Below are 18,536 nucleotides of genomic sequence, written 5' to 3'. Positions count from 1 at the left end.
TCCAACCCGCCCCCACCCATGACGCCCTTCCGCGCCGCCCTCGCTCTTCTCTCTTCCCTGCTCCTCGCCACCACGGCCGTCGCCGACGCCCCCAAGGCCGACGTCGCCAAGAGCGCCGACCATCCCGTCCTCAAGCGCTTCACCGGCAGCGTGCTGGCCGGCTATGCCCAGCAGGACTGGGAGCAGCGCAGCTTCCCCGACGCCCGCGGCGCGTCCAAGACCGAGAACGACAAGTTCGCCAACCCGGTCAGCCTGGAAGGCAAGGTCACCCGCCTGTTCTACCTGGCCCCGCTGGGCAAGAGCCCGCTGGAGGTCTACCGCAACTACCAGCAGGCCCTGACCGCCGCCGGCTTCAAGACGACCTGGCAGTGCGAGAACGAAGCCCAGGGCTGCACCAAGGCCTACTTCGCACTCGACGGCACGGAGCGCGCCAAGGGCATGCGCTGGTCAGAGGGCAACCTGCCTTCGGCCACCGGCAGCGGCGCCTGGAACCTGGAGATGGCCATCAGCTATGAGCAGGCCCGCATGATGGTCGGCACGCTGAGCAGCGGCGGCCGCACGTTGAATGTGCTGCTGTTCACCTCCATGGCCGAGAACAGCGAAACCAACCGCGCCGCCACCTACGTCGAGATCGTCGAGCCCAAGGCCATGCCTACCGGCCAGGTCACGGTCGATGCCAAGGCCATCGGCGCGGGCCTGCAGGCCGAAGGCAGGATCGCTCTCTACGGCCTGCTCTTCGACACCGGCAAGACCGACATCAAGCCCGACAGCAATGCCCAGCTCGACCAGATGGCGGCCGTGCTCAAGGCCCAGCCGGCCCTCAAGGTCTTCATCGTCGGCCACACCGACAACGTCGGCAGCGTGGACGCCAACCTCAAGCTCAGCCAGGGCCGCGCCCAGGCCGTCACCGCTGCGCTGACGCAGCGCGGCATCGCCGCGAGCCGCCTGCAGCCGCATGGCAATGCCGGCTTTGCCCCTGTCGCCACCAACACCAGCGAAGACGGCCGCGCCAAGAACCGCCGTGTCGAAATGGTCCTTCAATGACTGCCAAGATGATCAACACCCGCCTGACCGTCGCCCTGCTGGCCCTCCTCGCCCAGACCGCAGCCTTCGCCGCCGACGCCCCCTACCCCGACGTGCCCGGCGCGGCCGACCACCCCCTCATCAGGCGCTTCGCCGGCTCCTGGCTGGCCGGCCAGCGCGTCTCCAACTGGGACGCCGCCGTCATTCCGCCCAGCGTCGAACTGTCCAAGGCCGACAAGCGCCAGTTCAAGGACCCGCTGCTCAACCTCGAAGGCAAGGTCACGCAGACCGTCTACATCGCGCCGCGCGGCAAGGCCAACCTGGAGGTCTGGCGCAACTACGAGCAGGCGCTGAACGCGGCCGGCTTCAAGAAGCGCTTCTCGTGCGAGCGCGACTGCTTCGACCTCTACTTCGCCTGGCTCAAGCAGAGCGATCCGACCAAGGGCTTCGTCTGGGCCAAGGGCACGGTCGATACGCCCACCAGCGGCCGCTACAGCCTGACGTCGGCCCTGTCCGGCGACGAGGGCCGCATGCTGGTCGGCACCCTGGGCAAGCCCGGCCAGGAAGCCACCGTGCTGATCTACAACTCGCTGGCCGCCAATGCGACGACCGGCATGGTGGCCACCTATGTGCAGGTCGTCGAGCCCAAGGCCATGGAGACCGGCCAGGTCACGGTCGACCCCAATGCCCTGCAGGCCGGCCTCGTGGCGGAAGGCCGCGTGACGCTGACCGGCCTGTTCTTCGACACCGGCAAGACCGAGCTCAAGCCCGAGTCCAAGGCCCAGCTCGACGCGATGGCCGAGCTGATGAAGAACCAGCCCATGCTGAAGGCTTACATCGTCGGCCACACCGACAACGTCGGCAGCTTCGAGGCCAACCAGGCGCTGAGCATGGAGCGCGCCCGCGCCGTCGTGCTGGCCCTGACGGCGGCGCCCTACAAGGTCGACCCCAAGCGCCTCAGCGCCAAGGGCCTGGCCTCGCTCGCCCCGGTGGCCGGCAATGGCGACGAGGCCGGGCGGGCGAGGAACCGGCGCGTGGAGCTGGTCGCGCAGTAGCGCGCGCCAAAAATCGCTGGGGCCGGCGGCCCCCGGCGACGGGCAGGACACCGCTATCCCAGGTAGAGTCCGCCCGCCCTCCTTGATCTGGAAAGCGCTTCCACGCCCAGCGGAAAAGCGCCCGCCCGCCATGAAAACAATGTCCGCTTCCCTGGTCGCAACGGCTGTGACGATGGCGCTCTGCGCTGCTGCCCCGACGGTGCACGCCGCCAATGCCGCGACCACCGCTGCCATCACCTCGGCCCAGCCTTGGACAGACCGAACCAAGTCCTCCGTGCAGCGCACCGAGCTGCTGCTCAAGGCGATGACGCTGGAGGAGAAGCTGCTGCTGCTGTTCGGCTATGCCTCGGGCGACCAGTTGGCGCAGGTGGACAGCAGCCTGATTCCCGGTGTCAACACCAAGGAGGTCATCGCCACGGTGCTTCCCGGCTCCGCCGGCTACATCCCCGGCATCGCGCGCTTAGGGGTCCCGGCCCAGCACCAGGCCGACGCCTCCATCGGCGTGCGCAACCCCTACCTGGAGCGCACCTCCCTGCCGTCGTCGCTGGCCACGGCCGCCAGCTGGGACCCGCGCGTGGCGGAGGCCGGCGGCAAGATGATCGGCCAGGAGGCGCGGCTGTCGGGCTTCAACGTCATGCTGGCGGGCGGCGTCAACCTGGCGCGCGAGCCGCAGAACGGCCGCAACTTCGAATACACCGGCGAAGACCCGCTGCTGGCTGCCGAGATGGGCGCCGGGCTGATCCGCGGCGTGCAGACCAACCACATCATCTCGACGGTCAAGCACTACCTGATCAACTCGCAGGAGACCGGCCGCAACATCGTCAGTGCGCAGATCTCGGAGGCCGCGCTGCGCCAGAGTGACGCGCTGGCCTTCGAGCTCGCCATCGAGAAGTCCAGCCCGGGCTCGGTGATGTGCTCCTACAACCGCATCAACGACGTCCATGCCTGCCAGAACGACAAGTGGCAGAACCAGGTGCTCAAGGGCGACTGGGGCTACAAGGGCTATGTCATGTCGGACTGGGGCGCCGTGCACTCGACGGTGCAGGACGCCAATGGCGGGCTGGACCAGCAGTCCGGCTTCCCCTTCGACAAGGTCGCCTACTTCGGCAAGCCGCTGAAGGACGCCGTCGACGACGGCTCGGTGCCCCAGGCGCGCATCGACGACATGGCCCGGCGCATCCTCTGGGCGATGTTCGACAAAGGTGTGATGGACCACCCCGTGAAGGCCGGCCCCATCGACTTTGCCGCCAACGCGAAGGTCTCGCAGTCGGCCGCCGAGCAGTCGCTGGTGCTGCTGAAGAACGAGGGGGGTGTGCTGCCCCTTTCCCCGAGCGCAGCGCCCAGGCGTGTGGCCATCATCGGCAGCTACGCCGACAAGGCCGTGCTCGCGGGCGGCGGCTCGGCCGTCGTCACGCCCATCGGCGGCAACGCCGTGCCGGGCCTCGGCCCCGGCGGCTGGTTGACGCAGGTGTGGCAACCGTCGTCGCCGCTGAAGGCCTTGCAGAAACTGCTGCCGGCAACGCAGTTCGCCTTCGATGCGGGCACCGATGTCGACGCCGCCAGCAAGGCCGCCGCCGCTGCCGATGTCGCCATCGTCTTCGTCCACCAGTGGACGGCCGAGTCGCTGGATGCGCCGTCGCTGAGCCTGGAAGGCAACCAGGACGCCGTCGTCGCCGCGGTCGCCAAGGCCAACCCGAATGCGGTCGTCGTCGTCGAGAGCGGCGGCGCCGTCCTCATGCCCTGGCACAAGGACGTGAAGGGCATCCTGGCGGCCTTCTACCCGGGCGCCGCCGGTGGCGAGGCCATCGCCCGGCTGCTCACGGGCGCGGTCAACCCGTCCGGCCACTTACCCATCACCTTCCCCGCGGGCACGGACCAGCTCGTGCGCGCGCAGATCGCCGGCAAGTCCGACGGCCCCGCGTTCACGGTCCGCTACACCGAGGGGGCGGCCGTGGGCTACAAGTGGTTCGACCTGCATGGGCACAAGCCGCTGTACGCCTTTGGCCATGGCCTGTCGTACACCGCCTTCGAGCTGGGCGGCCTGAAGGCCGAGCAGACCAGGGCACAGGTCACCGTCAGGTTCTCGACCCGCAACGCCGGCAGCCGCGAAGGCGCCTCGGTGGGCCAGGTCTATGTGCGTGCGCCGCAGGGCGCCCAGTGGGAGGCCCCGCGCCGCCTGGTCGGCTTCGACAAGCTGAGCCTGAAGCCCGGCCAGGCCGGCAGCAGCGCGATCAGGATCGATCCCCGGCTGCTGGCGCGTTTCGACGTCGCGACGGGTGAATGGATCATCGCGCCCGGCAGCTATGAAGTGCAGCTCGGCGCGGGCTCAGACGACATCCGCGCTACCGCCAGGCTGTCGCTCGCGGGCCGCCGGTTCACGTCCGCGCAGATTCGGCGCTAGTGCGCCAGCTCAGGCCTCGGGCGCCTGGCACACCGCCTCGAGGTTGTGGCCGTCCGGGCCGATGACAAAGGCGGCGTAGTAGTTCGCGTGGTAGTTCGGGCGCAGGCCGGGCGGGCCGTTGTCCTGCCCGCCGGCCGCCAGCGCCGCAAGGTAGAAGGCGTCGACCTGCTCGCGACTCGCGGCCACGAAAGCCAGGTGCAGATGCGCCGGCTTCTCTTCGGTCTGGAAGATGCACAAGGAACAGTTGTCGTCCGGGCGGCAAAGCTCGGCGCCATAGGTCGGCACCCCCTCCGCAACGACCGTCACCCCCAGCGGCGCAAGGGCCGCGGCGTAGAAGGACTTGCTGGCGGCGAAGTCGCTGACGCCGAACTTGACATGGTCGAACATGGCTTCTCCGTGCTCAGCGGCTGCGGTCCCAGGCAAAGGCAAAGATGTCGGCGTATTCGGCGGCATGCGCTTCCTCCGCAGTGCCGATGCCGTGGCCGCCATCCGTTTCGGCACGCAGCCACACCTTGCGCCTGTCGCCGAACCGGGCCTGTGCGCGCGCGGCGAACTTGGCGCTCATCCACGGGCTGACGCGCTTGTCGTTCAGTCCGATGGTCAGCAAGGTATCCGGCATGTCCGTCGCCGTGGCCAGCGCCTGGTAGGCGTCCATGGCGACGAGGGCCTTGAAGCCTTGCGGCGTGGCCGGGTCACCGAACTCGTCGAACTGGTTGGCACCGTTGGCCGCGGCGCCCAGCCGCGACGTGTTGAGCACCGCCACGCGCGGCACCATGCCTGCAAAGGCGCCAGGCGCCTTCAGGACCGCCGGCGGGACGAGGGCACCGCCCGCACTGGTGCCCACGGCGACAACCCCCTTGGCGGTGGCAATGCCGCGGGCCTTGAGCGTCGTCGCGCAGGCGATGAAGTCGGCATGGCCGTTGGGCTTGTTGGCGCTGCGGCCGCCCTCGTGCCAGGCGCGGCCGCGCTCGTTGCCGCCCCGCACGCCGCAGAAGGCCATCGCGCCGCCTTGCGCGACCCAGGCCATGAAGTCGCGCCAGTAGACGGGTGTCGTCGAGGGCGTGCCGTAGGCGCCGTAGGCCTCCAGGATGGTGGGCAGACCGCCCTTGGGGAGCACGCCCTTGCGGCGCAGCACCACCAGCGGCACCAGGGTGCCGTCGGCGCTCCTGGCCTGCAGGCGATCCACCTGCATGGCGCGCGCGCCGGCCCAGGTCTGGCTGCCCAAGCCCGTGTCGCTGATCCTGCCCTTCACCAGGGCATAGGTCCGCACATTGGACAACCAGCCCATCAGGCCGAGCGTGACGCCACTGCCGTCGATGCTGACGCGCGTATCGAGGATGTCGCCGGCCTCGATAGGCAACTTGATCTCCGTGAACTTGCGTTGCCCGTCGGGGCTGTAGAACAGCCGGGTCACGCCGTCCGACTGTGCGGCGACATAGATGCCGTCCTTGGCGACGATGAGGGACGTCAGGAACAGCCGCCCGTCGCCCTCGAACACCGTCGCCGGGGCGCCCAGGCCGGCGCCGCTGACGGGCCGGCGCACGATCGCGCCCGACGCGTTCGCCCGCGTGGTCAACACGAAGGCCGCATCGCCGAACAGGTCCGCGTCGCTGGCCCTGTCTTCCAGCGTCGCCAGCGGCAGCCAGGCCGGCTGGCCTGCCACCAGATCGGCCTTGCGGGCGATCCAGTAATTGGCGTCCGCACGGGCACCGGCGCCCATGCCCACGACCCACTCGCTCCAGGGCGCGGCGCGAACGATGGGGAAGTCCTTCTCTGGAAAAGCGGGGCCAGGGGTGTCGGCGCCGAGAACGGCGCGCCCAGGGCCGGCCTCCGTCACCCGCTTCAGGAAGGTGCGCATGCCCATGATGGGATCGGCGCGGCTGCCCGCCGCGGCCATCTGCGTGTAGCTCACCCAGTCGCCGCCCAGCCATTGCAGCGGGAACTCGCCCCAGATCTGCTCGAAAGGCGTGCCAACCACCTGGCCCGTGGCGATGTCGTAGACGGCGATCTCACCGACCTCGCCGCCGCCCTTGGCCTGGTGCACGGCGACGAGCTTGCCGTCGGGCGACAGCGAGACGTTGTTGATGGCGACGACCGAGCCCGACGCGGTGTTGGGGTCCAGCAGCACCCGCTCCCTGCCGTTCTCGCGCACCATGAGCTTGGCGGTCTTGTCGCCTGCCGAGGTGCGACGGAACACCGTCACCGGGCCGGCGATCTGCACGTCCCGGACCTTCGTCAGATCGGATGACACCTCCCTGAGCCTGGCGGCAAATGCCGCGCGCTCGGGCAGTGCCCGCAGTGCAGCCTGGGCCGCTGCAGACTCGGACAGCACCCAGGTGCTCATGTCGCCAGCCCGGGCCGGGTCTTCCATCCAGCGGTACTCGTCGGCCAGCGGGATGCCGTGCACCGTTTCCTTGAAAGGCAGGGTGGCTGGTGGTGCCGCGGCAGCCGCCGAAGCCAGGAGGGTGAGGAAGAGAGCGCAAGGTTTCATGCTGCGAGACCTCCAAGAGCGAAGCCGCTCAGTTCTGGATCGACAACTGATCGACCAGATAGCCGATCACCCGCTCATCGCGGAAGTAGTTGGTGTGGTGCGTGGTCGGGCCCACGCCGAGGGCCTCGAACGTGATGTTGCCGCCCTCGCCGAGACGGAACATCGAGTCCACGTCCACCACCAGGTCGTTGGGGCCGGGGAACACCAGATCGGCCGCACCGTACTTGACCTGGTCGCCGATGTGGCTGAAGCGGCGCCAGAACTTCCAGATCGGCTGCGCACTCTCGTCGGGCTGGAAAGACGCGCCGATGCCGGACATCTGGGGGCTGCTGAGCCAGGGCGCGGCAAACAATTGCCGCACATCGTTGTTGTTCTTGACCAGCTGCTGCGTCGCGAGGCCCGGCACCAGGCCCACCGCCGCGTCGACGATGGGCGTGGTGCTGCCCAGGTGCAGCACCTTGCCGAAGATCTTGGCCAGCAGCGAAACGCCCTCGGCAAAGGGCACGATGCCCGTCGCATGCTTGCTGAGCGTCGACACGGCATCGGCATAGCTGGCGATCATGTCGAGGGCCGCACGCAGCTTGTCCGGCGCGGCCAGGCTGGTGCCCACCAGCGGCGACGCCACGAAGATCACCCGCTCCACCGGCACGGCGCGCAGCCGCATCAGCCAGCCCACGACCAGGCCGCCCCGGCTGTGGCAGACCACGTCGATGGGCGCGCTGACGTCCTGCAGGGCACTGTGCAGATCCAGGGCGTTGGACCAGGCCGCCACGGACAGCGTGGCGTGGCCAAAGGCCAGGATGGCGCTGTACTTCTGCTGCCAGCCGGCGAGCAGTTTCTTGCCGGCGTCGGTGGCCTGCAGCTCGTCGAACCACATCTGCGACTTGCTGAAGGTGCCATGCACCAGCAGCAGCACGCGGCCCTTGTCTATCCTGGGCTGGGCGTCGTTCACCAGGCGGCCGTCCTGCCAGCGCTGCATGCCCTTGTCGGGCGTCAACCAGTCATCGGCCGCGATCAGCTTGTCGGTGACCGCATTGGCACCGAAGTCGTTGAAGCGAAAGCTTTGCACGACGTCGTCCGGCGCCACGCGAATCGACCGGTAGGAGCGCCGCCCCGTGCCGCCGGGCGTGGTGGGCGGCGAATAGACCCAGCGCAGCAGGCCGTCCTCGTCGCGCACCAGCTCGACCTTGGCGCGGCCATCGGCGTCGCGCGCCGCGGCGCGCCGGCGGCGCTGGCCGATGGGCAGGGTGCTGACCTCGGTCGGCTCCTCTTCGAGCACCAGACGGGCGCTCACGTCGGCCCAAAGTTGGTTACCGCTCATGGCCTCTCCTCCACGATGGGCAGGGGCGTGATGCCGCTCATGCGCGCTGTCACGATGTCCAGCACCGAGTGGAAGTCTTCCGCTTCGGACAGCGCGTCGATGCCCGCCTCCACCGCCTCCACGAAACCGCAGTGCTCGGTCAGCCGCACCGTCTCGATGGGCACCAGGCGCCGCGCGCGGATCAGCTGCCTGACCTCGCGGTAGGGGGCATTGCCGATCGCCTGCCAGGCATAGCGCTGCAGGCTGGCGGAGGAATTGCGATCCGCGGCGCCGGCCATGGCGCCATGCGCGCCCTCGCCGCTGACCGCCAGATAGTCCGCCTGGAAGCTGCTGTGCCGCCAATAGCCCGGCAGCGCATGGCCGTTGAGCAGGAAGATGACGGGGTAGACGTCGATCAGCTCCAGGCAGGCGGCAAACAGCAGGGCCAGGTCGATGCAGGTGCCGGCCCGGGCGCCAAGGATGGTGCTGGGCGTGCGCAGGCGCTGCGAATCGAGCTTGCTGCTGTACGACGGCGGTGGGTTGATATAGCCGAGCCGCCACTCATGCAGCAGGGCCGCCCAGATCGCCTGCACCTGCAGATCGACCTCGCGCAGCTGCTCTTCCTCGGTGCTCGGTGCGGCCTGATAGCCCTCGAAACCGGCGCTGGGGTTGTCGCGCAGGATGCGCACATAGCGCTGCGCCAGTTCCACCGCGCTGACGACGGCCGGATCGCGCGGCAGCACGAAGGAAGGCAGCCACTGGCCGTCCTTGTCGTTGTCGCGCCACTGGTCCACCGGCAGCAGGCGCAGGCGATGGCTGTCGCGCGTCAGCACCTTGTCGTTGTGGCTGAGCTGGACCATCAAGGTGCTGTTGACCGCTTCCTGCAGCGACCGCATCAGCGCCGCGGTGAGCGGCACATGCACCTCGTTGCTCAGGTCAAAGCGCGTCTCGCTGGCCACGAAGCGCTTGCGCCAGCTTGCCTGTTCGGGCCCGAGCTGCAGCTCCACGTCGACGCTCAAGCCGTCCTCGGGCCCGGCGTTGCCACGCTCCACGACGATCTCGCTGAACAGCCGCCCGTTGTTGTGCAGCACCGCGTAGTTGAGCTCCTTTTCGGGCTTGGCCAGCAGGCGCGGCGGCGTGTCGGCCTCGCGCAGTTCAGCCGCGGCGGGTTCGCCCAGCGTGAATGCAGCCTCGTTCAGCGGCGCGCCCATCCACAGCGTGACGCCGGTGGCGCGCGTGGCTCTGGGCTCCTTGCGCGCGCGCAACCAGGCGCTCTCGAAGGCCAGCGGCAGGTTCCACACGGCCTGGTCGAGCTGGCCGTAGACCAGCTCGAAGAAGAAGTCCGCCAGCTGGTCCTCGACCGCGTCCTGGAAGCCCACGGCCGACAGGGCCGCGCGCTCGGCCACGATGAGGGCCGCCGTGCGGGCGGCCGAGTTTTCGAGGCTGAGCGAGACGAAATAGGCGCAGTGCTCGCCCCCCGCGCCCAGCGCTTCGGCCAGCCGCTGCGCACCGACGACGGCGGCGCCGCCGGTCTCGCCGGCCAGCAGCATGCCGTCGGGCACGCTGGCTTCCTTGGCCAGCACGTCGTCCAGCCGCATCGGCCCGAATTCGGCCTCCACCGCTTCGCCGTCCGGTACCAGATCGCGCAAGGCCTTCAGGCCGGCCAGGTTGTCGAAGCCGCTCAGGTGGATGAGGTCGGGCTTGTGCGCCTTCACGACGTCGTGCAGCTGCTGCCAGCTCGGGTCTTTCAACTCCATCAGCTGGATGTCGCCCAGCGCGCGTTTGAGCCGCTTGGTTTCCGCGCTGAAATCCCAGGTCTGCCGCAAGCCGCCGGGTGCGCTCTGCACATAGAGCAGGCTGCGCTGCCCGGGTTTTTTCCACCGGGCCGGGGCCTTGGGCACCACTTCACGCATGACGGTGACGCGGTGGTTGTCCACATTGCGATAGCGCCGCGTGGCCTTGGCCAGCAGGTATTCCCAGGGGAAGATGCGGCCCTGCCAGCCCTCGCGTTCCGACGCATAAGGCATGCGCACGACGACGCGCGGCGCGCGGGCCAGCGCCTCCAGGTCGGCGTCCTTCAGGCCAAAGCCCTTCAGCGTGCGGTTGGCCTGCTCTTCACGGCTGTTGCTGGCGTCACTCGAACTGAGCCAGCGTTCGCGCGCCCGCAGCACATAGGTCCAGCGCATGGCTTCGGTGTCGAGCCGGCACACGGGCACGCCCTCCTCGGGCTGGCCGCCCAAGGCGATCGTGCGGCCCGGAATGACCAAAGAGATCCGGGCCAGAACAGGATCAGTGCCTGCAGTCTTCGACATCACGCCTCCCAACATAGCGCCCCCAGACCTGTCGCTACGCGCCAGGCCCCCCGAGGGGGTCAAGCAAACTCGGGAGCGGCCCGTCGTTCGCTTGAGAGAGGCGTCATCCTATGTCGCCGGGCCGGGCCTCAGCGCCCAGATTTCTGGTTCAGACCAGCCCGAGGCTTTCCTCGACGCCCAGGTGGACGTTCATGCTCTGCACGGCCGCGCCGCTGGCGCCCTTGCCGAGGTTGTCCAGGCGGCTCATCAGCAGCACCTGGGTGTCGCTGGCAAACACGAAGAGGTCGACGCGGTTGGTGTCGTTGCAGGCCTGCACGTCGAAGAAGCCGGCGTCCAGCGCGGCCGCGTCGCGCAGCGGCTTCACGTTGATGAAACGCTCGCCCTGGTAGTGGGCGGCCAACGCGGCGTGGACGTGCTCAGGCGTGGTGCCGGCCTTGAGCTGGCTCAGGTGCAGCGGCACGCTGACGGCCAGACCCTTGTAGAAGCTGCTGACGATGGGCTGGAAGACCGGCGGCGTCGCCAGCCCCGTGTGGGCAGCCATCTCCGGCAGATGCTTGTGCTTGAGACCCAGGCCATAGGGCCGCGGCGCCTGCAGGTGCGCCGGCAAGGGCTGCTGCTCGTACTCGGCAATCATGCTCTTGCCGCCGCCCGAGTAGCCGGTGATGGACGTGGCGCTGATGGCGGCGTCCTTGGACAGCAGGCCGGCATCCACCAGCGGGCGCACCAACAGGATGAAGGCGCTGGAATGGCAGCCTGGGTTGGAAATGCGCTTGCTGGCCTGGATGGCGCCGCGCTGGCCGCGGGCGAGCTCCGGCAGGCCGAAGGCCCAGCCGGGCGCCGTGCGGTGGGCGGTGCTGGCGTCGATGAGGCAGGTGCGGTCGTTGTTGACCATGAAGGCCGCCTCGCGCGAGGCCGCGTCGGGCAGGCACAGGAAGGCCACGTCGGCGGCGTTCAGCAGGCGCGAGCGCTCGGCCGGGTCCTTGCGCTTGTCGGCGTCGATTTTGAGCACCTCGATGTCGCTGCGGGCCGCGAGGTACTCGTGGATCCGCAAACCCGTGGTGCCTTCCTGGCCATCCACAAACACCTTGAACGTCATTGCCGCTGCTCCAACCGCTGAAAATCGAACTGTGCAGGATAAGGGCAAACCATGAAATCTGAGCGTGTACTGCTTCTCCCGGGCTGGCAAAACTCGGGCCCGGACCACTGGCAAAGCCGCTGGGAGCGGCTGCATGGCGACGAACGCGTCGAGCAGCACGACTGGGACTGGCCGCGCCGTGGCGACTGGATGGCGCGGCTGGACGAGGTGCTGCTGCTGGACGATGCCCCGGCCATCCTCGTCGCCCACTCCCTGGGCTGCCAGCTGGTGGCCGCCTGGGCCGAGCATTCCCAGCACGTCGGCCGCGTGAAAGGCGCCCTGCTGGTGGCTCCGCCCGACACCGAACGCGCGGACATGCCGCCCCAGCTGCACAACTGGCGCCCCATCCGCCGCCCGCGCCTGCCCTTCCCCAGCATCACCGTCATCAGCAGCGACGACCCTTTTGGCGCCGCCGAGCGCAGCTCGCAGATGGCGGCCGACTGGGGCAGCAGCGTCGTCGTCGCCGGGCCGCGCGGTCATCTGAACGCCGAATCCGGCCTGGGTGACTGGCCAGAGGGACGGGAACTGCTGGAAAGCCTCGCGAAGCGCTGAAGGACAATCTGGCGCATGGTCACCAAGAAACCCAAAGGCCTCGGCCTCGGCCTGGAAGCCCTGCTCGGCCCCAAGGTCAGCGAGGCACCCGCCACCGACTTGCCCTCCGCCCTGAAGCTGGAACAGCTGCAGGCCGGCAAATACCAGCCGCGCACGCGCATGGACGAGGGCTCGCTGTACGAGCTGGCCGAGTCGATCAAGTCGCAAGGGATCATGCAGCCGATCCTGGTTCGGCCGATCGCACCGAACGGCAGCGCGACCTACGAGATCATTGCCGGCGAACGGCGCTTCCGTGCCGCAAAACTTGCGGGCCTGCGCGAGGTGCCGGTGCTGGTGAAGGCGGTGCCGGACGAATCGGCGGCCGCGATGGCGCTGATCGAGAACATCCAGCGCGAAGACCTGAATCCGCTGGAAGAAGCGCAGGGCCTGAAACGACTCACTGACGAGTTCGGCCTGACGCATGAGCAGGCCGCCCAGGCCGTCGGCCGCTCGCGCAGTGCCGCCAGCAATCTGCTGCGGCTGTTGAACCTTTCGGCGCCGGTGCAGAACATGCTGATGGCCGGCGACCTGGACATGGGCCATGCGCGCGCGCTGCTGCCGCTGGACGGCGCCACGCAGATCACGACGGCCAGCGAGATCGCCGCCAGGAAGCTCAGCGTGCGCGAGGCCGAGAAGCTGGTCGCCAAGCACCAGGGCGCTGCCCGCCAGGCGCCGCTGCTGCGTGTGAAGAGCGACAAGAGCCGCGACGTGCTGCGCCTGGAAGAAGAGCTGGCCGACGCGCTGGGCGCCACCGTCGAGGTGCGCGTGAAGAAGCGCAGCAAGCGTGGCCAGAGCGGTGAGCTGGCCATCCATTTCGACTCGCTGGACGCGTTGTCCGGCATCCTCGACAAGCTGCGCGGCGGCTGAGAACGCGGGCCGCCGTGCAATGCGGCGGCGTCCGACAAACACGTCGCACGCAGGCGCTCAACACTAGGGCGCGTGGCAACGATGCCCACCCGCTGCTGCAGTCGATGGTGATGCATTCCCGAGGCTCGCCGGGCTCTCAACAGTTCTTCACCGACGGCGCTGTCTGCGGCCAGCCACAAGGCCCCCATGTTTGTGTGGTTTGCCCGAAAAGTGCCAGGTCTTGCCCAAACTGCGGGCGTATGCTGGCCCGGCACCCTGTCAACGAAAAGCCCGGCCGATGTGTTGCTGGGCAAGCAGTTGGGAAGATGCCGGCTTATTCTTGTGATTGACGCGACGTCGGCGGCGCCAAGCTGCTGATCAGACGAGTGGAGAGTTCTGATGACGCCTTGCAGTTGAGGCGCGATCAGAACCCCCCAGTCCCTCGGGCACGGATCGTGCCTGTGGCCCTGTGGAGTTCAAACCGCAGGAGATCGGCATGGACGTCATCAGCCATTTCGCAGCGCGCTTCGAGCGCAGCAAGGTCGAGGAGCTCTCGCTGGAGGACTACCTCGCGGAGTGCAAGAAAAACCCCCTGGCCTATGCCACGGCTGCCGAGCGCATGCTGCAGGCCATCGGCGAGCCGCAGATGCTCGACACGCGGAACGACCCGCGGCTGTCGCGCATCTTTGCCAACAAGACCATCAAGATCTATCCGGCCTTCGCCGAGTTCTATGGCCTGGAAGAAGCCATCGAGCAGGTGGTGTCCTATTTCAGACACGCTGCGCAAGGGCTGGAGGAAAAGAAACAGATCCTCTACCTGCTCGGGCCCGTGGGCGGCGGCAAGAGTTCCATCGCCGAGCGGCTCAAGCAGCTGATGGAGCACGTGCCCTTCTATGCGCTGGCCGGCTCGCCGGTGAACGAGAGCCCGCTCGGGCTGTTCGATCCTGTCGAGGACGGGCCGCTGCTGGAGCGCGACTACGGCATCCCGCGCCGCTATCTGAACCGCGTCTTGAGCCCCTGGGCCGTCAAGCGCCTGGACGAGTTCGGCGGCGACATCCGCAAGTTCAAGGTCATCAAGCGCTTCCCCAGCGTGCTCAAGCAGATCGGCGTGGCCAAGACCGAGCCGGGTGACGAGAACAACCAGGACATCTCCAGCCTGGTGGGCAAGGTCGACATCCGCAAGCTCGAGACCTATGCCCAGGACGACCCCGATGCCTACAGCTATTCCGGCGGCCTGTGCCTGGCCAACCAGGGCCTGCTGGAGTTCGTCGAAATGTTCAAGGCGCCCATCAAGGTGCTGCACCCGCTGCTGACTGCCACGCAGGAAAGCAACTACAAGGGCACGGAGGGCTTCGGCGCCATTCCCTTCGACGGCATCGTGCTGGCGCACAGCAACGAGAGCGAGTGGAAGACCTTCCGCAACAACAAGAACAACGAGGCCTTCCTCGACCGCGTCTACATCGTCAAGGTGCCCTACTGCCTGCGTGTCAGCGAAGAGGTCAAGATCTACGAGAAGCTGATCCGCGGCTCGTCGCTGGCCGAGGCCAAGTGCGCCCCCGGCACGCTGAAGATGATGAGCCAGTTCGCGGTGCTGACGCGGCTCAAGGAGCCCGAGAACTCGTCGCTGTATTCCAAGATGCAGATCTACGACGGCGACAACCTCAAGGACACCGACCCGCGCGCCAAGAGCTACCAGGAGTACCGCGACTACGCCGGCGTCGACGAAGGCATGAGCGGCATCAGCACGCGCTTCGCCTACAAGATCCTGTCCAAGGTCTTCAACTTCGACAGCTCGGAAGTCGCCGCCAACCCGGTGCACCTGATGTATGTGCTGGAGCAGCAGATCGAGCGCGAGCAGTTCCCCAAGGAGACCGAAGAGAAGTTCGTCAGCTACATCAAGGAGCAGCTGTCGCCGCGCTATGCCGAGTTCATCGGCAAGGAGATCCAGACCGCCTATCTGGAAAGCTACAGCGAGTACGGCCAGAACATCTTCGACCGCTACGTGACCTATGCCGACTACTGGATCCAGGACCAGGAGTACCGCGACACCGACACCGGCGAGGTCTTCGACCGCGCGGCGCTGAACGCCGAGCTCGAGAAGATCGAGAAGCCGGCGGGCATCTCCAACCCCAAGGACTTCCGCAACGAGATCGTCAACTTCGTGCTGCGGGCGCGCGCCAACAACGCGGGCAAGAACCCGCTGTGGACCAGCTACGAGAAGCTGCGCACCGTCATCGAGAAGAAGATGTTCTCCAACACCGAGGAGCTGCTGCCCGTCATCAGCTTCAACGCCAAGGCCAGCGCCGAGGACGCCAAGAAGCACGAGAACTTCGTGCAGCGCATGGTGGACAAGGGCTACACGGCCAAGCAGGTCAGGCTGTTGTGCGAGTGGTATCTGCGCGTGAGGAAGAGCAGCTGATCGGAAGGCAAGCGCATGTCGCTTCAACAGATCATCGACCGCCGGCTGTCGGGCAAGAACAAGTCCATCGGCAACCGTGAGCGCTTCCTGCGCCGCCACAAGGAGCAGATCCGCGAGGCGGTGAAGCGTGCCGTCGACGGCCGCGGCATCCGCGACATGGAGCGCGGCGAGGATGTGCACATCCCGAAGAAGGACCTCAGCGAGCCCGTCTTCGGCCATGGCGACGGCGGCGTGCGCGAGGTCGTGCGGCCCGGCAACCAGGAGTATGTGAAGGGCGACCGCATCGCCAAGCCCAAGGGTGGGCAAGGCGGCGGTGGCGGCGGCGGTGAGGCCAGCGACCAGGGCGAGGGTGAGGACGACTTCGTCTTCCACCTCAGCAAGGAAGAGTTCATGCAGGTCTTCTTCGAGGACCTGGCCCTGCCCAATCTCGCGCGCACGACACTGGCCGACACGCCCGAATGGCGCAGCCAGCGCGCCGGCTTCGTCTCGGACGGCACGCCCACCAATCTGCACGTCGTGCGTTCCATGCGCGGCGCCCTGGGCCGGCGCATTGCGCTGGGCATGGACAAGCGCCGCGAGCTGCACGAGCTCGAAGCCCGCGAGCAGGAGCTGCTCAAGGAAGACCGCCCCGAAACCCCGCGCCTGCTGGCCGAGACGCGCGAACGCATCCAGCATCTGCTGGCGCGCCTCAAGGCCATTCCCTTCCTCGATCCCATCGACCTGCGCTTTCGCGCCCGCGTGCGCATCCCGGTGCCGACGACGCGCGCCGTCATGTTCTGCCTGATGGACGTGTCGGGCTCCATGGACGAGAGCCGCAAGGACCTCGCCAAGCGCTTCTTCATCCTGCTCTACCTCTTCCTGACGCGGCACTACGAGAAGATCGACGTCGTCTTCATCCGCCACCACACCCAGGCCCAGGAGGTGGACGAGCAGAACTTCTTCCACGCGACAGAAACAGGCGGCACCGTCGTCTCCAGCGCCCTCGTGCTGATGGAGCAGATCATCAAGGAGCGCTACTCGCCGACCGAGTGGAATATCTACGGCGCCCAGGCCAGCGACGGCGACAACTGGCACCACGACAGCGGCCGCTGCCGCGAGCTGCTGGCCGACAAGATCCTGCCGCTGTGCCGCTACTTCGCCTATGTGCAGGTGGCCGAACCCGAGCAGAACCTCTGGGAGGAATACCAGAAGCTCAGCGAGGACGCCCGCCACTTCGCGATGCGCAAGGCCATCGAGGCCTCGCAGATCTACCCCGTCTTCCGCGAGTTGTTCAAGAAGGAAGGGGCGGCCACATGAGCAGCAAAGAGGATCGCCGTCATCACGAGCACGCCGCGGTACCGCCGCCCGGCGTGCCGGAGCGCCGCCAGCGCCAGCCGCTGCAGCGCATGAAGCCGCTGCTGCAACGCCCCAGCCAGCCCCTGCCGTCGCCCAACGACTGGAGCTTCGACCTCATCGACGAGTACCACACCGTCATCAGGAACACCGCCGAACGCTTCGGCCTGGACACCTATGCCAACCAGCTCGAGGTCATCACCGCCGAGCAGATGATGGATGCCTATGCCTCCGTCGGCATGCCGGTCAACTACCGGCACTGGAGCTACGGCAAGGAGTTCATCAGCACCGAGCGCAACTACAAGCGCGGCCAGATGGGCCTGGCCTACGAGATCGTCATCAACTCCGACCCCTGCATCGCCTATCTGATGGAGGAGAACACGCTGGCCATGCAGGCCCTCGTCATCGCCCACGCCTGCTACGGCCACAACAGCTTCTTCAAGGGCAACTACCTCTTCCGCATGTGGACGGATGCCTCGTCCATCATCGACTACCTCGTCTACGCCAAGAACTACGTCGCCGAGTGCGAGGAGCGCTATGGCCTGGACGCCGTCGAGTCCCTGCTCGACTCCTGCCACGCGTTGATGAACCACGGCGTGGACCGCTACCGCCGCCCGGCCAAGCTGTCACTGGCCGAGGAGCGCGCGCGCCTGAAGGACCGCGAGCAGCACGCGCAGTCGCAGATCAACGACCTCTGGCGCACCCTGCCCAAGAAGGCCGACCGCCCCGACGAGGCCGCCGAGAGCCGCCGCTTTCCCGACGAGCCGCAGGAGAACCTGCTGTACTTCATCGAGAAGAACGCGCCGCTGCTCGACCCCTGGCAACGCGAGGTCGTGCGCATCGTCCGCAAGATCGCGCAGTACTTCTACCCGCAGCGCCAGACCCAGGTGATGAACGAGGGCTGGGCCACGTTCTGGCATCACCGCCTGCTCAACCAGATGTACGACGACGGCTACTTGAGCGACGGCATGATGATCGAGTGGCTCAAGTCCCACACCAACGTCATCTACCAGCACCCGGGCGCCAACCTCAACCCGTATGCGCTGGGCTTCGCGATGTACACCGACATCCGGCGCATCTGCGAGAACCCGACAGCCGAAGACCGCGACTGGTTCCCCGACATCGCCGGCAGCGACTGGCTGCCCACGCTCGACCACGCGATGCGCAACTTCAAGGACGAAAGCTTCATCGGCCAGTACCTGAGCCCGAAGATCATGCGCGATTTCCGCCTCTTCTCCATCCTCGACGACGAGGCCAAGAGCGAGTACGAGATCTCCGCCATCCACGACGAGGGCGGCTACCGCCACGTGCGCCAGGCCCTGTCGCGCCAGTACGACCTGTCCACGCGCGAGCCCAACATCCAGGTCTGGAACGTGAACCTGCGCGGCGACCGGTCCCTCACACTGCGCCATGTGCAGCACCTCAACCGCCCGCTGCACGACAGCGCCCAGGAAGTGCTCAAGCATGTCGGCCGGCTGTGGGGCTTCGCGGTCAACCTGGAAAGCGTCAACACGCGCGGCGACGTGACCAAGCGCTGGAACGTGCCGGCGCAGGTGGGCTGAACGGCGCCAGGTACTCGACATCCCCGCGCCGACGACAACCCGCGGCGCTGTCGAAAAAACTTACAACTG

General features: G+C 67.6%; 13 protein-coding genes. 8 read left to right on the top strand and 5 right to left on the bottom strand.

The genetic code is table 11. The features are described from left to right. Positions 1–18 precede the first annotated feature (18 nt). From AC1DW3_RS17945 to AC1DW3_RS17935, 3 genes are all read left to right on the top strand, one after another. Positions 19–1,044 (top strand): OmpA family protein, encoded by a 1,026-nt coding sequence (locus AC1DW3_RS17945; protein ID WP_477933357.1) that lies wholly within the window; start codon positions 19–21, stop codon positions 1,042–1,044. 8 nt (positions 1,045–1,052) lie between these two features. Next, positions 1,053–2,078, top strand: a complete 1,026-nt coding sequence (locus AC1DW3_RS17940) for an OmpA family protein (RefSeq protein ID WP_477933355.1) — start codon at positions 1,053–1,055, stop codon at positions 2,076–2,078. 139 nt (positions 2,079–2,217) lie between these two features. Continuing rightward, complete coding sequence (locus AC1DW3_RS17935) at positions 2,218–4,479, top strand: beta-glucosidase (RefSeq protein WP_477933353.1); 2,262 nt, start codon at positions 2,218–2,220, stop codon at positions 4,477–4,479. Positions 4,480–4,488: 9 nt separating this feature from the next. Here the strand turns inward: AC1DW3_RS17935 and AC1DW3_RS17930 are convergent, their stop codons facing one another. The 5 genes from AC1DW3_RS17930 to argC form a co-directional block, all read right to left on the bottom strand. Beyond that, positions 4,489–4,866 carry a VOC family protein gene (locus AC1DW3_RS17930; protein WP_477933351.1) on the bottom strand — a complete coding sequence of 126 codons (378 nt, stop codon included), beginning with the start codon at positions 4,864–4,866 and terminating at the stop codon, positions 4,489–4,491. 13 nt (positions 4,867–4,879) lie between these two features. Next, entirely contained in the window at positions 4,880–6,970 is a 2,091-nt protein-coding gene (locus AC1DW3_RS17925; RefSeq protein WP_477933349.1) for a prolyl oligopeptidase family serine peptidase, read from the bottom strand. A 28-nt stretch (positions 6,971–6,998) separates the two neighbouring features. Next, positions 6,999–8,291: an esterase/lipase family protein gene (locus AC1DW3_RS17920; protein ID WP_477933347.1), complete on the bottom strand. Its 1,293-nt coding sequence runs from the start codon at positions 8,289–8,291 to the stop codon at positions 6,999–7,001. Continuing rightward, positions 8,288–10,537: a hypothetical protein gene (locus AC1DW3_RS17915; protein ID WP_477933345.1), complete on the bottom strand. Its 2,250-nt coding sequence runs from the start codon at positions 10,535–10,537 to the stop codon at positions 8,288–8,290. Before AC1DW3_RS17915 ends, AC1DW3_RS17920 begins: the two co-directional genes overlap by 4 nt. 193 nt (positions 10,538–10,730) lie before the next feature. Further along, positions 10,731–11,678 carry an N-acetyl-gamma-glutamyl-phosphate reductase gene (gene argC, locus AC1DW3_RS17910; protein ID WP_477933343.1) on the bottom strand — a complete coding sequence of 316 codons (948 nt, stop codon included), beginning with the start codon at positions 11,676–11,678 and terminating at the stop codon, positions 10,731–10,733. Between the two features lie 51 nt (positions 11,679–11,729). Between argC and AC1DW3_RS17905 the strand changes: the two genes are divergently transcribed. From AC1DW3_RS17905 to AC1DW3_RS17885, 5 genes are all read left to right on the top strand, one after another. Next, on the top strand, positions 11,730–12,269 hold the full coding sequence (locus tag AC1DW3_RS17905; RefSeq protein ID WP_477933341.1) for an RBBP9/YdeN family alpha/beta hydrolase: 540 nt from the start codon (positions 11,730–11,732) through the stop codon (positions 12,267–12,269). Between the two features lie 15 nt (positions 12,270–12,284). Next, complete coding sequence (locus AC1DW3_RS17900; RefSeq protein ID WP_477933339.1) at positions 12,285–13,175, top strand: ParB/RepB/Spo0J family partition protein; 891 nt, start codon at positions 12,285–12,287, stop codon at positions 13,173–13,175. 475 nt (positions 13,176–13,650) lie between these two features. Next, positions 13,651–15,573 (top strand): PrkA family serine protein kinase, encoded by a 1,923-nt coding sequence (locus tag AC1DW3_RS17895; RefSeq protein ID WP_477933337.1) that lies wholly within the window; start codon positions 13,651–13,653, stop codon positions 15,571–15,573. Between the two features lie 15 nt (positions 15,574–15,588). Further along, positions 15,589–16,869, top strand: a complete 1,281-nt coding sequence (locus tag AC1DW3_RS17890) for a YeaH/YhbH family protein (RefSeq protein ID WP_477933336.1) — start codon at positions 15,589–15,591, stop codon at positions 16,867–16,869. After that, positions 16,866–18,467 carry a SpoVR family protein gene (locus AC1DW3_RS17885; protein ID WP_477933334.1) on the top strand — a complete coding sequence of 534 codons (1,602 nt, stop codon included), beginning with the start codon at positions 16,866–16,868 and terminating at the stop codon, positions 18,465–18,467. Before AC1DW3_RS17890 ends, AC1DW3_RS17885 begins: the two co-directional genes overlap by 4 nt. Positions 18,468–18,536 lie beyond the last annotated feature (69 nt).

It is taken from the genome of Roseateles sp. P2_H4 (assembly GCF_056403315.1).
This window is presented reverse-complemented; position numbering and strand designations above follow the sequence as displayed.